Origin of the sequence: Cobetia sp. SIMBA_158 (assembly GCF_046566945.1) — a bacterium.
Lineage (GTDB): Bacteria > Pseudomonadota > Gammaproteobacteria > Pseudomonadales > Halomonadaceae > Cobetia > Cobetia amphilecti.
The window spans coordinates 1-239 of record NZ_JAWJYL010001022.1; the positions used below are offsets into that span (position 1 = coordinate 1).

The window sequence follows — 239 nt, forward strand, 5'->3', positions numbered from 1 at the left end:
GGCTTTTTTTCGTCCGCCGCCAGAAAGGGGGCGCGATGCATGGCGGTTACTCGAACACCGGCCGGAAGAAGCTGCGCTCGTAGCTGACGATGCAGCGCGTTTCCTCCGCGTAGCGGAACGCGGCCTGGCAGGCGGGATCGTCCTTCGAGCGTTCGCGGTAGCGCTCGTACTCGGCGAGGCTCGGGAACGTGAACATTGCGAGCGCGATGTTGCTGGCGCCTTCGGATGGCAGGAAGTAG

General features: G+C 64.4%; 1 protein-coding gene. It reads right to left on the reverse strand.

Annotated features, from left to right (window positions below):
• Positions 1-46: 46 nt before the first annotated feature.
• Positions 47-239 (reverse strand): NIPSNAP family protein (locus R2R70_RS22900; RefSeq protein WP_410979332.1); only part of this gene is annotated, 193 nt, incomplete at its 5' end.